The sequence below is a fragment of the Sphingomonas sp. PWP1-2 genome (assembly GCF_049898305.1).
Lineage (GTDB): Bacteria > Pseudomonadota > Alphaproteobacteria > Sphingomonadales > Sphingomonadaceae > Sphingomonas > Sphingomonas glacialis.
This window is the reverse complement of record NZ_JAFCXM010000002.1, coordinates 425,438-438,385: the sequence shown is the minus strand read 5'-3', so window position 1 is coordinate 438,385 and position 12,948 is coordinate 425,438. Positions and strand designations below refer to the sequence as shown.

Here is a 12,948-nt window from a genome sequence, read left to right as displayed (position 1 = left end):
GCCCGCCCGGTCAGAGGATCCCCCGCCGCGGCATGCCGCGCAGCACGAGCGCCACGCCCAAGGTCGCCACACCGAGCATCCCGATCACCCCCGGCACATCGCTGCCGAGTGCGATCATCGCGGTCGCGACGATCACCACCAGCACGGTGACGATCGAGTTGGCGATGTTGTTCGCCGCGATCACGCGCGAGCGTTCGGCCGCCGGCGTCGCGGTCGAGAGGATCGCGTAGAGCGGCACGATGAACATTCCGCCCGCGAACGAAATCCCGGCGAGCCCGATCAGGATATGCCAGCTCCCGGCCGCGGCGAAGAAGTGCGCGATGTCGAGCCCTGCCGCGCGCACCTGGAAGCCGTGCGTCGATGCCCACAGGTCGATCATGCACCCGCCCATCACCGCCGCCGACAGCGGCACGTAACGCGCCGAGACCTCGCCCCGCAGCAAGCGGTTGACGGTCAGCGAGCCGATCGCAATCGCGGTCGAGAAGACGAGCAGGAACAGCGTCACCACCGCCTTCGATCCCCCGAGCGTACCGATGACGAGTGGCGCGAATTCGGAAACCAAGACCGCCCCCGCGGCGAAGAACCAGCTGATCCCCAGGATCGACAGGACGACAAGCCGGTCGCGGCGCGCAGTCCGCAGGATGTCCGCGGTGCCGCGGAAGACGTTCCAGTCGATGCGGTGCTGCTTGCCCGACGGCGGTGCCGGCGGGATCGCAAGGCTCGCGGCGAACCCGACGCAGGCGAGCCCGGTCGCGGCAAGCCCAGCCTCCCACGGCGCGAGCACGCCGGCGAGCAGTTGCCCCCCGAGGATCGCGAGGAAGGTGCCCGCCTCGATCAGCCCGGTACCGCCCATCATTTCGTGATGGCCGAGATGCTGCGGCAGGATCGAATATTTGACCGGGCCGAAGATCGTCGAGTGCAGCCCCATCAGGAACAGGCAGACGAGCAGGGTCGCGATCGACCCGACCGCAAAGCCGACCAGAGCGACCGCCATGATCGCGATCTCGGCGGCCTTTATCCAGCGGATCAGGATGCGCTTGTCGATCGCATCGGCGGTTTGCCCGCCGATCGCCGAGAACAGGAAATAGGGTAGGATGAAGATGCCGGTCGAGACCGTCGCGAGCATCTCGCCGCTGAGACCCGTGCGATGCACCCCGAAATTGGCGAGGAACAGCAACGCGAACTTGAGCACATTGTCGTTGAACGCGCCGATGAACTGGACGACGAACAGCGGCGCAAAGTGGCGCTTGGTGAGCAGCGAGAAATCGGGCGATGCCATCGCCCGCTTGTCGCCGCAGCGCGACCCGGGCGCAAGAGGCGCGCCCGGGCCGATCGCTACCGAAGCGTGCCCCGAGTCAGAGGAACAGCTTGCGGATCGAAATTCGCACCGTGCGCCCGAGCGGATTGAGATAATCGGGCTGATAGGCGACCGGCGTCGTCCCGCTCGCATTGGTCACGCGCTGGCGCGTATCGAACAGATTGTCGACCGCCAGCGCGACGCGCATCCCGCGCATCCACGGGTGTGCCTTGACCAGATCGAGCCGCTGCCCGAGATCGCCGAACAGCCGGACGCCGAGCGTGCCGAGCGACGAGAAATGCAAGTTCTGCGGGTTGCCGAGCGTTCCGCCGTTGACGTCGGTCGCGCTTTGCCAATTCGCCGACAGGCGCACGCCGATGCCGTTGTTGCTGTATCCCGCCTGCCCCTCGAGCTCGTGGCGCGGTTGCCCGCCGTTCGAGCCGATCGCGTCGCCGTTCAAGAGGTCGAGCGCCGGGCCACCCCGCTGGACGAGCACGCGCTCGCTGAAGTGCCACGTGTGGTAGAGCGCGAACTGTAGCCGCCCGCCGCCGCCGCCACGGCCACCACCCCCGAAGCCGCCAAAGCCGCCACGCCCGCCGCCGGGGCCGCCGGGACCACCAGGACCGCCTGGACCACCTGGACCACTAGGTCCGCCGGCACCCCCGCCGCGCTCCGCTCGCGCTTGCGCGATCTGGCGTTGTACGCTGTCGGGAACCTTGATCCCGGCAAACGGGTTCGGCCCCGTCCCAGCGCGCCACGCTTCGATCTGTTTTTGCAGCTTCGACTTGAGCGCCATCGAGAAATTGATCCCCCAGCGCAGCTCGGAGCGGCTGCTCTGCGCGAAATTGATCGGTCGCGTGTCGAGCTGCGTCAGCACCAGATCGCCATTGGCATCGCGCACGCGCGTGAAGCGCGACGGGAAGGCCGTTTCGATCGCAGCGGTCGCGGTCGGGAAGGCGGCGATCGGATTTTCGATCCGTGCGTCGATATACATCGCGGTGAGCGACAGGTCCTTCGTGCTCCACGGCTTGACCGTCGCGCTGAGCTTGTAGGTGTGACTGTTGCTCGCGATCAGATTGGGGTTGCCGCCCGAAACCGTCGTGACGCTCGCATTCTGCCCGAGCACATAGTCGAAAACCGGCACGTTGGGCGTGACGATCTGCGGATTGCCGAGCTGCGTCGCGCTCGGCGCGGTATCTTGCATCGTCGCCGATGCGATAATCCGCAGCGGCACGATCGGCGACCAGTTGAGCCCGTAGCCAAGCGTCGTCAGCGTCCCGAAATCGGAGAGGTGGTTGACCGCGACATTGCCGTTGACCGAGAGCGTGCCGATTGCCGCGAGGACGTCCTTCGCGCGGCTGGTCAGCGGCACGTCGACGTTGAGCTGGCCATTGACGATGTTGCGTGTCACCGCGCCGGTCGAGGTCAGCCCGGCCCGATACGAGCGGCTATTGAAGCTGCTGATGTCGCCGCCAAGATGGACGCTCGTTGAAACCTCGCCCGCGGGCAGCTTGAAAATCGTGCCGTTGAGCAGCACGTCGAGCTTCCCCTCGTCGGAGGTCGAATAGCCGCGCGTCGTCGCGCGCGTCCCGATCTGCGAGGCACCAAGCGCGGCGAACGGATTCGCGGTCGGGTCATTGGCCGCGAGCCGCGCGTTGAACGCGGTCGCGTCGAGCCCCGCATCGGTGAAGGTCTTCGATTCGGAATGGTCATAGGTGCCCGTCACCGACCATTGCCACGCCGTGCTGATCGCGCCGTTGAACGTCGTGCCGAGGTGCGCCGCGATCGCTGAGGTGCGCTGCTTGAGCGGCGAGAAGTCCCCTCCCAGCGTTCGACTGACCGTCACCGCGCTGGCCGAAAAAGGATTGCCCGCCGGAACGACGAGCGTCGTGCTTGGCAACCCTTGCAGTCCGGTCGTGTTGCTCGCCGAAAGCGTCCCGTTCAGCGTTCCCGAAACCGCGCCAAAGCTGCGCGCGTAGGTCGAGTTGGCGTTGAACGTGCGGCCCGAGGGCAGCAACGTGCGAAACGGCCGTTGGTCGGTCGGATCGGTCGCCACGGTGGTCGCGCCTGGAATCGTCGGACGGACAGTCGGGAGGATGCTGCGTTCGCTCTCGGTCAGCGCCTCGACCGGCTGATATTCGAGGTGAAGATTGACCCGCCCCTTATTGGCGATCTGGAGCAAGTCGAGTTCGCCCTGCGGCGCGTTTCGCCCGCCTTCGGTGGCGAGCTTGTCCGACAGCTCGACCGTCGCCGCGCGGAAGCGACGGCGCAGGACGAAGTTCACCACCTTCTGGTCGGCGGTGTAGCCATATTTGAGCGCGACTTCCTCTGGCAGAATGTCGACGCGCGCGATCGCCTCGGTCGGCAGATCGCGGATTTCAGCAAAACCCGAGATCCGCTTGCCATCGAGCAAAATGACGGGCGCACCGCCGCCACCGCGATCGCTGCGAATCTGCGGCGCGAGTTCGGTCAGCAACTCGGTGATCGAGCTGACCCCGTACGAGCGGATGTCTGCAGGGCTCAGCTGCTGTTCGGGCGGAATGTCGCCGATCACCGAACCAGGCTGCCTTGCCCCGCGCACGACGATATCGGGGCCGTCCTCGCTATCGTCGGGCGCCGCCGCCGGTGCCGCTGCTGGCGCCTGCTTGGTCGTGCTCTTGGTCGTCGCCTGTTGCGCCGAGGCGAACGCCGGGGTCGCCGCGAGCGCGAGCGTAAGCAGTTTTGTTGTGCGGATCATCGTAGCCCCAAAATGTCTTTCCCGTCAGCTAGCGTGCTTATGTCGCAAGAGTATGTCGAAGGCGCGCATGGCTGGAACTTCGATCGGGGCTGCCGTAGGACAGCCCAATGAGTGAAGAGCGATTCGAACGCCATCGGCAGCCCTGGACGACCGACGAGATCCAGAAGCTGCACACGCTGGCCAAAAAGGGCATGGCGCTCAAGGCGATCTCCAAGGCGCTCAAGCGCAGCGAAGAATCGACCAAGGACCGTGCCAAGGCCGACGGACTGACCATCGCGAAGCTGCGGTGATGCGCATAGGGTTCGGTAATGGTTGAATTGTGGCCGTACCGGGACAGTTGATAAGCCCCCGGAACAATCGCTACTAGGCAGCGTTTGGCGACCGTTCCGTAGGGTATCCACCGTGCGGGAACAGCCTTGAGAGCGGTGGACACAATGGCGGCTGAGTTTTCTTCCCTGCGCTCGATGATCGTCGTCGGTGCATCGGCGCTTCTGCTGACGGGCTGCGGCAGCGCAAAACAGGAAAAGAGCGGCCGTGGCGCCCCCAAGGGTCCCCCCGAAGTCGGCTATATCGTCATACAGCCGAGCAGCGTCCCGCTGGTGACCGAACTCGCCGGCCGCACCGCCGCCTATCAGAGTTCGGAAGTCCGCCCGCAGGTTACCGGTCTGATCCGTCGCCGCTTCTTCACCGAAGGCGCGCTCGTCCGTCAGGGACAGCCGCTCTACCAGATCGACCCGAGCCTCTATCGCGCGTCGGCGAACCAGGCGAACGCGAACGTCGCGAGCGCGATCGCCAATGCCGAGGCGACGCGCGTCAAGGCCGATCGGTACAAGCCGCTCGCCGACATGCAAGCGGTCGCCAAGCAGGATTACACCGACGCCGCCGCCGCCGCACGCCAGGCCGCCGCGACGGTCTCGCAGACCAGGGCGGCGCTCGACACCGCCAAGATTAACTTGCGCTTCACGACCGTGCCCGCGCCGATCACCGGGCGAATCGGGCGCTCGCTCTACACCGTCGGCGCGCTCGTCACCGCGAGCCAGACCGACCCGCTGGCGACGATCCAGAAGCTCGATCCGATCTATGTCGATATCCAGCAGGCCAGCGCGGACCTGTTGCGGCTCCGCCGCGCGCTCGCATCGGGGGGATCGGTGGCGACCCGCGCGAATGTCCAGCTCAAGCTGGAGGACGGCTCGGATTACGGGCTCAGCGGCGACGTCGAATTCTCCGAAGTCGTGGTCGATGCGGCAACCGGCACGGTGACGCTGCGCGCACGCTTCCCCAATCCCAAGGGGCTCTTGCTGCCCGGCATGTTCGTCCGCGCGCGCTTTGCGCAGTCGATCAATCCCAACGCCTTCCTCGTTCCGCAGCAAGCGGTCTCGCGCACGCCCAAGGGCGAGGCGACGGTCTATGTCGTCGGCGCCGACGGCAAGGGTGGCTACAAGGCCGTCCAGCGCCCGATCACCGCGACGGCGACGCAGGGTACCAACTGGATCGTCACCACAGGCCTCAAGCCTGGCGACAAGATCATTACGCAAGGCGTCGGCAAGGTGAAGGTCAACCAGACCATCAAGCCCGTTGCCGCCAACGCGCCGCAGACGATCAAGTCGCCCAAAGCGGGTGATGCAGCCGTCCAGAAGAACTGAGCCAGCCCTGTGATATCGCGCATCTTCATCGACCGGCCGATCTTCGCCTGGGTCGTTGCCATCATCATCATGCTCGCGGGCGTCGGTGCGATCTACACCCTGCCGGTCGAGCAGTTTCCGGACATCGCGCCGCCTCAGGTCAACATCCGCGCGACCTATCCCGGCGCGTCGGCGGCGACGCTCGAGAATTCGGTCGCGCAGGTCATCGAGCAGCAGCTCACCGGCATCGACGGCTTGCTCTACTTCGCGACGAGCTCGTCGTCGCGCGGCCAGGTGACGATCACGGCGACCTTCGACAAAGGGACCGATCCCGACATCGCGCAGGTGCAGGTGCAGAACAAGGTGCAGCAGGCGCTGTCGCGCTTGCCGCAGCAGGTCCAGCAGCAGGGCCTGACCGTCACCAAGTCGAACCCCGACTTCCTGCTGATCGCCGCGATCTATGACACGACCAACCGGACGACCAACCAGGACGTGTCGGACTATCTCGTCTCGAACCTGCAGGACACGATCGGCCGCATCAAGGGTGTCGGCGACATCAACGTGTTCGGCGCGCAATATGCGATGCGCATCTGGCTCGATCCCAACAAGCTCGCCAGCTACAGCCTGATCCCGAGCGACATCACCACCGCCATCACCGCGCAGAACGCCGAAGTCGCCGCAGGCGAAATCGGCGGCGTCCCCAACACGGCCGAGCAAGTGCTCGATGCGACCGTGACCTCGCAAACGCGTCTGTCGACCCCCGAGCAGTTCCGCGCGATCGTCGTCAAGACGCAGCCCGATGGCTCCTCGGTGCACCTGTCGGATGTCGCGCGGATCGAGCTTGGCGCCGAAAGCTACAACGTCACCAGCCGCGTCAACGGCCATCCGGGCGCCGGCATCGCGGTGAGCCTCGCGCCGGGCGCCGACGCACTGAGCACGGCCGAACTGGTCAAGGCCGAGATCGAGCGCTCATCGAAGGCCTTCCCCAACGGCTATGCCTACAGCTTCCCGCAGGATTCGACCTCGTTCATCAAGCTGTCGGTCGAGGAAGTCGAGAAGACGCTGTTCGAGGCGATCCTGCTCGTCGTCGTCGTCATGTTCGTGTTCCTGCAGAATTGGCGCGCGACGCTGATCCCGACGATCGCGGTGCCAGTCGTATTGCTCGGCACCTTCGGCATCTTCTCGCTCGCCGGCTTCTCGATCAACACGCTGACGCTGTTCGGGCTCGTGCTCGCGATCGGTCTGCTCGTCGACGACGCGATCGTCGTGGTCGAGAATGTCGAGCGCTTGATGGAAGAGAATCCCGACATGTCGCCGCGCGATGCGACGATCCAGTCGATGAACGAGATCACCGTCGCGCTGATCGCGATCGCGCTCGTTCTCTCGGCGGTATTCCTGCCGATGGCGTTCTTCGGCGGATCGACCGGCGTGATCTATCGCCAGTTCTCGGTCACGATCGTCTCGGCGATGGTGCTCTCGGTCGTCGTCGCTCTGGTGTTGACCCCGGCGCTGACCGCAACGCTGCTCAAGCGCAAGCAGGACATGAAGCAGGACGGCTGGCTCGCGCGCAAGACGCAGCCGGCCAAGGACTGGTTCAACACCGGCTTCGACAAGACGATCGATCGCTACGGCACCGCCGTCAGCACGGTGATCGATCGCAAATGGCTGTTCGTGCTGATCTATGCCGGCGTCATCGCAATCCTCGCGATCTTGTTCCTGCGCTTGCCGACGGGCTTCCTCCCCAACGAGGACCAGGGCATCGCGCAGATCCAGTACAATCTCGCGCCAGGCGCGACGCTCAATTCGACGCGCAAGGCGCAGCTCGAGATCGAGAAGTATTTTGCCGGCCCCGAGGCCAAGAACGTTGCCGGCTATCTGACCGTCGCCGGCGGCGGCGGCGGGTCGGGCGGGCAGAATGCCGGGCGCGGCTTCATCGCGTTCAAGGATTGGGCCGATCGCAGCGGCGTCGAAAATGGTGCCGAGGCGATCACCGGGCGCGCGACCAAGGCGCTGAGCGGCCTGCGCGACGTCGAATTCTACGCGACCGTTCCCTCGCCAGTGCGCGGGCTCGGCCAGTCGACCGGCTTCACGATGGAACTGCTCAATTCGGGCGGCCTGAGCCGTGACGAATTCAAGGCGGCGCGCGACAAATTGCTGGCAGCGGCACGCGCCGACAAGACGCTCGCGGCGGTGCGCCCGACCGACCTCGATGACCAGCCGACGCTGCAGGTCAATCTCGACGCGCAGAAGCTCAGCACGCTCGGCCTCACCCAGGCGAACGTCAACTCGACGCTCTCGACGGCGTGGGGTGGCAGCTATGTCAACGACTTCAACGACCGTGGTCGCGTCAAGCGCGTCTACGTCCAAGGCGACGCGCCGTACCGCTCGTCGCCCGACGATCTCGCACAATGGTATGTCCGCGGCTCGACCGGCGCGATGACCCCCTTCTCGGCCTTCGCCACGACGAGCTGGAGCACCGCGGCCCCCTCGCTCGCGCGCTTCCAGGGGATTTCGTCGTACGAATTCTCGGGTCAGGCCGCGCCGGGGCAGAGCTCGGGCACCGCGATGGAGAAGATGACCGAACTTGCTGCGCAGTATCCCGGCACGAGCGTTGCGTGGAGCGGCCTGTCGTATCAGGAGCGGCTGTCGTCGGGCCAGGCGCCGTTCCTCTACGGGATCTCGCTGCTCGTCGTGTTCCTGTGTCTCGCCGCGCTCTATGAGAGCTGGTCTATCCCGATCGCCGTGCTTCTGATCATTCCGCTCGGCTTGGTCGGCGCGGTGTTCGCCGTGACGCTCCGTGGCCTGCAGAACGACGTCTATCTCCAGATCGGGCTGCTGACGACGATGGGCCTGGCGGCGAAGAACGCGATTCTGATGATCGAGTTCGCCGAGCAAGCCGAGAAGTCGGGCAAGCGCGTGATCGATGCCGCGCTCGAGGCGGCGCGGATCCGACTGCGCCCGATCCTGATGACGAGCTTTGCCTTCATCTTCGGCGTGCTGCCGCTGGCGATCTCGACCGGCGCCGGCGCGAACAGCCGCGTCGCGATCGGCACCGCGGTGATCGGTGGGATGCTGACCGCGACGATCCTCGCGATCTTCTACATCCCGTTGTTCTTCGTGATGATCCGTCGCGGCGCACGCGGCATCTCGCAAAAGCTCCACCACGAACAGAAGCCTGCCGACGAGACGCCCCCAACGCGTCCTTCCGGCCAGGGCGAGGCGACCGCATGATCCGCAAGACTGTCTCGCTCGTCTCGCTCGCCGCGCTGTCGGCGTGTTCGCTGGCGCCCAAATATGTCGAGCCTGCGTTGCCAGTCCCGCCGAGCTGGCCGGTCGGCGACGCCTATCTCGCGCAGACTGAGGCGACGCTGCCGAGCGTGAGCTATCGCGACATCTTCCGCGATCCGCGCTTGCAGAAGGTGATCGAGCAAGCGCTCGTCAACAACCGCGATCTCCGCGCCGCGGCGGCCAACATCGCGATCGCGCGCGCGCAGTACCGCATCCAGCGCGCGGAGTTGCTCCCAGAAATCGGCGGCTCGGCGGGCTATACGCGCCGCGACAACGGGACGCGCGGTGTGTCGAACACCGGGACCGGGACTGGAACCGGGACAGGCACCGGCAACACCGGCACGATCACGACGAGCGGCGGCGCGACCAACAACTTTTCGGCCAGCCTCGGCATCACCGCATTCGAGATCGACCTGTTCGGGCGGATCCGCTCGCTGACCACCGCCGCGCAGAATCGCTATTTCGGCAGTGAGGCGACGGCGCGCGCGACCCGCCTGACGCTGGTCGGAGACATTGCCACGGCGTGGCTGACCTATGCGTCGGACGTCAGCTTGCTCAGGATCGCGCGCGAGACCGCCGCGCTATCGGCCCGCAGCGTGGCGCTGACGAAATTGCGGCTCGACGGCGGCATCGCCCCGCGGACCGACCTCGCCCAGGCGCAGATCGTGCAGCAGACCGCCTTGTCGGACCTCGCCACGCAAACCACTGCGGTTGCGCAGGATGTCAACGCGCTCCAGTTGCTGGTCGGCGCGCCGGTCGATCCGGCCCTGCTCCCCGCATCGATCGAGGAAGCCGCGCCGACGATTGCCGAGCTTCCTGCCGGGCTCAATTCGAGCATCGTGCTGCGCCGCCCCGACGTCGTTCAGGCGGAGTATGAGCTGCGAGCGAGCAACGCCGAGATCGGTGCGGCACGCGCTGCCCTGTTCCCGACGATCTCGCTCACCGCGCTCGCGGGGCTCGCGAGCAGCTCGCTCGGCAATCTGTTCACCGGCGGCGCGTTCAACTATTCGGTCGCGCCGAGCGCGAGCTATCCGATCTTCCGGGCCGGCGCCGGCCGCGCCGGTGTCGTGCAATCGCGCGCGCAGCGCGATTATGCGCTGGCGACCTATGAGAAGGCGATCCAGACCGCGTTCAGCGAAGTCGCCGACGCGCTCGCCCGGCGCGGCACGATCACTGCGCAGCTCAATGCGCAACGCGCGCTGACTGCCGCCTCGACCGACAATTACCGCCTGTCCGACGCGCGCTACCGCGGCGGGATTGATACTTTCCTGCAGAGCCTGACGGCACAGCAATCGCTCTATTCCTCGCAGCGCAGTCTCGTCACCGCGCAGCTGACCCAGGCCAGCAACCTGGTGACGTTGTACCGCACGCTCGGCGGCGATTCGACGCTCGAAGTGACTGCGGCGGGGCCGAAATCGGCTCAGCCATAGCGATTGCCACCCAGCGCCCGAACGAGCGCGTGACAAGCCGAAGCGCGCATGGCAGCACAGCGGCTTAGACCAGAATGATCCAGCCTTGGATCGACGCGCCGGGGAGTGATCAAGATGGGCTATCACATCCGGCGGTTCGAGCCCAAGGACGCGGCGGCGATGCTCGCCTTTGCCGAGACGCTGCCCGAGCATGACTTGCTTTTCCTCGGCCGCGACCTGCGCCATCCGCGCGTCATCGCCGCCTGGGTCGCGGCGATCGACGAAGGCTATATCGACAGTCTCATCGCCGAAGATGGCGGCACGTTCGTCGGAACCGCCGCGCTGGTCCGCGATCCGCTCAGCTGGAGCGCGCATGTCGGCGAGATCCGGCTGCTCGTCGCGCCGGGCAAGCGCGGCGCCGGGCTGGGCCGCGATCTGCTCGAAGGGATATACTCGATCGCGCTCGAACGCCGGCTCGAGAAGATCACCGCACACATGACGCCCGACCAGATTGGATCGGTCATGCTGTTCGAAAGCCTCGGCTTTCGCGCCGAAGCGCTGCTCAGGGACCAGGTGCGCGACCGCGCCGGCAACACGCACGATGTCGCGATCCTGAGCCACGACATCGTGCGCACCGCCGCGCCCGCGCGCTGAGCGACGGGCGCCGGCGGCAGGCTATTTGTCGCCGCGCACCGCACCGACCGCTTCGCGGCCGAATTGCAGGATGACTTCGCCCATTTCGCGCGCCTGCGCCATGCTGCGCTGGCCCTGGTCGCGCAGGAAGTCGCCCTGGATCTTCATCACTTCGGACAAATCCTTTGCACCTGCGGCGGCGCGCATCGCGGCGAACGCCTCGCGGGCATTGGCCTCGGCCTGATCGAGCATCTTGATCCCAACCGCCGAACCGCTCTCGGCCATCTTGCCGCCGGCGTCTCTGATCGCCTCGCCGGCTTTCTTGGCGGGCTCGGCGATCGTCTCGTTGAACGCGTCGCGAATCTTGTCGGTCATGGGATGATGTCCTTTCCACAGGGTGTGCGACCGGAGCGCCGGGCACGGCACAGCGTCGCGCGAACGTCGCGCTGGCACGTGGCTGACGGGGTGCGGCATCCGACTCTCCTCTGCCGCGGTCTGTGCCGCACGCAGACGCGAAGCTTAAGCGCCCCATCCGCCGAGCGCAAATCGCTGTGCGGGAGACCCTTAACGCGCTGGCAACCCGATCGGCGCAAAGACACACCATGCTGCGTCCCGCCCCTCCCCTGCGAATACCGCCGCCGAGCGCGGTCGCGTGGTTGCTGCTGCCGCTCAGCGTAGTGGCGAATGGCGCGGTGTTCTGGCCGGCGGCGTGCCTCGTCGCGATCACGGCGGCGGGTGCACGTCACTATGGCGCTATGCTCGTCTGGTATGGGCTGGCAGTCGGTTTCGACCGTAACGCACTGATCCTTGCGCCATTCGTCGCGGCGGTCCTGCTCGGCGCGAGAGTGCGCTGGCGGCTGCTGCCGCTTGCGCCGGTCTTCGCGCTGGCGATGCTGCTGGCCCGCGCCCCCGCAGCCCCCTCGCTCCTGTCGCTGCCGCAGCCGATCACGCTCCCCGCCGCGCCTTCGCTTTGGACGATCCTCCAGGTGCTGCCGTGGATCGGGACGCTGCCGCTCGGCGGGCTGGCGCTGACAAGCGCGTTCGGCACGGCGGTGGCCTATGGTGCATGGGCCTCGACCCAGCCGCTCCGTCCTCCCGAAGTGCGCGAGCGGGCGCTGCTCTGCGCGCTGGCGATCCCGATGCTCCTGCCCGGCCTCGATCCGAGCGCGTTCCTGCTTGCTGGCGGACTCGCGCTGCACGCCGCGCTGCGCGAGCGCAGCGCACCACGCCGGCGCATCGCTGCCTTGGTCGGGATCGGCATGCTGGTCGCCTGCTCCGGCGGCGTGGGCGCGGCGGCGTTTGGGGCGATCGCGATGATCGGCGCGACGCTGCTTCAGGCGCGAGCCGTGCTCAAACGCGGGGCCGCCAACGATAACCCTGCGATGGCGTGGGCGGCGGCAGCGCGCCCCCTGCCGCTGCCGCGCGTGATGTGCTAGGCCGCCGCCGAATTTGACAGTCGGGGGCGGGAACGATGGCAATTTTCAACGGTAAGGCGCGCGATGGCGGCGGCGGCGTTTCAGGCCATTCGATACCATCGGGAAGCGGCAAGCGCGGCGCGTTCTCGGTGATCAGCGCCGATGTCGTCGTAACCGGCAACATCGCGGCGAGTGCCGACCTTCACATCGATGGCCGCGTTGACGGCGACGTCCAGTGCGGGACGCTGATCCAGGGGCAGGACAGCCGCATTGCCGGCGCGGTGATCGCCGAGAGCGCCCGCCTCGGCGGCGCGATCGAGGGATCGGTCGCGGTGCGACAGCTGACGATCGAACGCTCGGCCCGGATCATCGGCGATGTGCATTATGAGACGATCTCGATCGAGATCGGCGCGTCGGTGGACGGGAACCTCAAGCACGTCTCCGCCGAGAGCGCCGTCAGCCCGTTCGAGCCCGGTCCGGGGAGGGCGGTGCCGATGGAAGACGTCGTCCACTTCACCTCGACCGCAACGCCCGGCTGAGGCCGCGA

10 protein-coding genes are annotated in these 12,948 nt (G+C 66.8%); 7 read left to right on the top strand and 3 right to left on the bottom strand.

The window, feature by feature from the left end; genetic code table 11:
* Positions 1-10: 10 nt before the first annotated feature.
* Both ACP7C5_RS06950 and ACP7C5_RS06945 read right to left on the bottom strand, forming a co-directional pair.
* Positions 11-1,279, bottom strand: coding sequence for an MFS transporter (locus tag ACP7C5_RS06950; RefSeq protein ID WP_426263671.1), 1,269 nt, complete (start codon positions 1,277-1,279; stop codon positions 11-13).
* A 76-nt stretch (positions 1,280-1,355) separates the two neighbouring features.
* Positions 1,356-4,034, bottom strand: coding sequence for a TonB-dependent receptor (locus ACP7C5_RS06945; RefSeq protein ID WP_426263670.1), 2,679 nt, complete (start codon positions 4,032-4,034; stop codon positions 1,356-1,358).
* Positions 4,035-4,141: 107 nt separating this feature from the next.
* On the opposite strand from ACP7C5_RS06945, the gene ACP7C5_RS06940 reads away from it, so the two are divergent.
* The 5 genes from ACP7C5_RS06940 (at position 4,142) to ACP7C5_RS06920 (ending at position 11,007) form a co-directional block, all read left to right on the top strand.
* Entirely contained in the window at positions 4,142-4,324 is a 183-nt protein-coding gene (locus tag ACP7C5_RS06940; protein ID WP_026046530.1) for a hypothetical protein, read from the top strand.
* A 144-nt stretch (positions 4,325-4,468) separates the two neighbouring features.
* Positions 4,469-5,677, top strand: coding sequence for an efflux RND transporter periplasmic adaptor subunit (locus tag ACP7C5_RS06935; RefSeq protein WP_426263669.1), 1,209 nt, complete (start codon positions 4,469-4,471; stop codon positions 5,675-5,677).
* 9 nt (positions 5,678-5,686) lie between these two features.
* Positions 5,687-8,887, top strand: a complete 3,201-nt coding sequence (locus tag ACP7C5_RS06930) for an efflux RND transporter permease subunit (RefSeq protein ID WP_426263668.1) — start codon at positions 5,687-5,689, stop codon at positions 8,885-8,887.
* On the top strand, positions 8,884-10,374 hold the full coding sequence (locus ACP7C5_RS06925; RefSeq protein ID WP_426263667.1) for an efflux transporter outer membrane subunit: 1,491 nt from the start codon (positions 8,884-8,886) through the stop codon (positions 10,372-10,374). Before ACP7C5_RS06930 ends, ACP7C5_RS06925 begins: the two co-directional genes overlap by 4 nt.
* Before the next feature lie 114 nt (positions 10,375-10,488).
* Complete coding sequence (locus ACP7C5_RS06920) at positions 10,489-11,007, top strand: GNAT family N-acetyltransferase (RefSeq protein ID WP_322163770.1); 519 nt, start codon at positions 10,489-10,491, stop codon at positions 11,005-11,007.
* Between the two features lie 21 nt (positions 11,008-11,028).
* Here the strand turns inward: ACP7C5_RS06920 and ACP7C5_RS06915 are convergent, their stop codons facing one another.
* Positions 11,029-11,361, bottom strand: a complete 333-nt coding sequence (locus ACP7C5_RS06915; RefSeq protein ID WP_189674750.1) for a phasin family protein — start codon at positions 11,359-11,361, stop codon at positions 11,029-11,031.
* Between the two features lie 227 nt (positions 11,362-11,588).
* Here ACP7C5_RS06915 and ACP7C5_RS06910 point away from each other — a divergent pair, with 227 nt between their 5' ends.
* Together ACP7C5_RS06910 and ACP7C5_RS06905 are read left to right on the top strand one after the other, a co-directional pair.
* Positions 11,589-12,422, top strand: coding sequence for a hypothetical protein (locus ACP7C5_RS06910; protein WP_426263666.1), 834 nt, complete (start codon positions 11,589-11,591; stop codon positions 12,420-12,422).
* Positions 12,423-12,457: 35 nt separating this feature from the next.
* Entirely contained in the window at positions 12,458-12,940 is a 483-nt protein-coding gene (locus ACP7C5_RS06905) for a bactofilin family protein (RefSeq protein WP_426263665.1), read from the top strand.
* Positions 12,941-12,948: the final 8 nt, after the last annotated feature.

Bases quoted from the DNA above. Each gene is read 5' to 3' on its own strand.
- ACP7C5_RS06940 (WP_026046530.1), top strand. From the start codon at position 4,142: ATGAGTGAAGAGCGATTCGAACGCCATCGGCAGCCCTGGACGACCGAC.
- ACP7C5_RS06935 (WP_426263669.1), top strand. From the start codon at position 4,469: ATGGCGGCTGAGTTTTCTTCCCTGCGCTCGATGATCGTCGTCGGTGCA.
- ACP7C5_RS06950 (WP_426263671.1), bottom strand. From the start codon at position 1,279: ATGGCATCGCCCGATTTCTCGCTGCTCACCAAGCGCCACTTTGCGCCG.
- ACP7C5_RS06910 (WP_426263666.1), top strand. From the start codon at position 11,589: ATGCTGCGTCCCGCCCCTCCCCTGCGAATACCGCCGCCGAGCGCGGTC.
- ACP7C5_RS06920 (WP_322163770.1), top strand. From the start codon at position 10,489: ATGGGCTATCACATCCGGCGGTTCGAGCCCAAGGACGCGGCGGCGATG.
- ACP7C5_RS06915 (WP_189674750.1), bottom strand. From the start codon at position 11,361: ATGACCGACAAGATTCGCGACGCGTTCAACGAGACGATCGCCGAGCCC.
- ACP7C5_RS06945 (WP_426263670.1), bottom strand. From the start codon at position 4,034: ATGATCCGCACAACAAAACTGCTTACGCTCGCGCTCGCGGCGACCCCG.
- ACP7C5_RS06925 (WP_426263667.1), top strand. From the start codon at position 8,884: ATGATCCGCAAGACTGTCTCGCTCGTCTCGCTCGCCGCGCTGTCGGCG.
- ACP7C5_RS06905 (WP_426263665.1), top strand. From the start codon at position 12,458: ATGGCAATTTTCAACGGTAAGGCGCGCGATGGCGGCGGCGGCGTTTCA.